General features: G+C 75.7%; 1 protein-coding gene. It reads right to left on the bottom strand.

What is annotated here, in order from left to right; genetic code table 11:
• Positions 1 to 842: serine/threonine-protein kinase (locus IF73_RS0137030; protein WP_234338457.1), on the bottom strand; the 842-nt coding region annotated here is incomplete at its 3' end.
• Positions 843 to 1071 lie beyond the last annotated feature (229 nt).

Genomic DNA, 1071 nt, shown 5'->3' on the forward strand with positions numbered 1-1071 from the left:
GGCCAGGGGGCGTGCGGGCGGAGGAAGGGGCGGGTGGGGTCCAGGGGGCCGGACGGGGTGCCGCGCGCGGGGAGCAGCGGCAGCAGCGCCTCGTACACCTCGTGGGCGCCGGAGGGGCGGGCGGCCGGGTCCTTGGCGAGAAGGCGCAGGACGAGGGCCTCCAGGGCGTCGGGGACCTCGGGGCGGACCTGGCGGAGCGGGAGGGGCGGCTCGTAGAGGTGGCGGTGGAGGACGCCGAGGGCGGTGGAGCCGGCGAACGGCACGTTCCCGGAGAGGAGTTCGTGGAGCAGGATGCCGAGCGCGTACAGGTCGGTCTGGGGGCCGACGGCGCCGCCCATGGCCTGCTCGGGCGCCATGTAGGCGGGGCTGCCGATGGGTTCGCCGGTGTGGGTGAGGCGGGTGGTGTCGGAGTCGAGGACGGAGGCGACGCCGAGGTCGAGGACGGTGACGGTGCCGTCGGGTCGGACCATCACGTTCCGCGGCTTGAGGTCGCGGTGGACGATCGGCACCGCGTGGACGGCGGCGAGCACCGCGCAGAGCTGGGCGGCGACGCAGACGGCCCACTCCCACGGGTAGGGGTCGTGTTCGGCGAGGTGGTCGGCGAGGTCGGCGCCGTCGACGTACTGCATGACGAGGTACAGGTCGTCGCCGTCGCTGCCCGCGTCGTGGACGGTGACCAGGCCGGGGTGGTCGACGTGGGCGGTGACCCGGCACTCGCGGACGAAGCGGCGGCGCAGTTCGTCGGCGGCGGTGGCCGGGCCGGTGAGGGCGGCGGGGCTGAGGAGCTTCACGGCGACCCGGCGGTCGAGCCGGGTGTCGTACGCGGTCCACACCTGGCCCATGCCGCCCTGGCCGACGACGGTGGCGAGCTCGTACCGCCCGCCGACGACCCGCCCGTTCACCTGTCCTCCTCCTTGCGGAGGAGGTCGCTGAGCTCGTCGAGTTCGGCGCGGACCTGGTCGATGCGGGGGGTGGGCGGGGGAGGGCGGCGGGTCTGGGGAGCTCCACGGCGCCCCGGCGGTCGAGCCGGGTGTCGTACGCGGTCCACACCTGGCCCATGCCGCCCTGGCC

This window comes from Streptomyces sp. NRRL F-5727 (genome assembly GCF_000719555.1).
Lineage (GTDB): Bacteria > Actinomycetota > Actinomycetes > Streptomycetales > Streptomycetaceae > Streptomyces.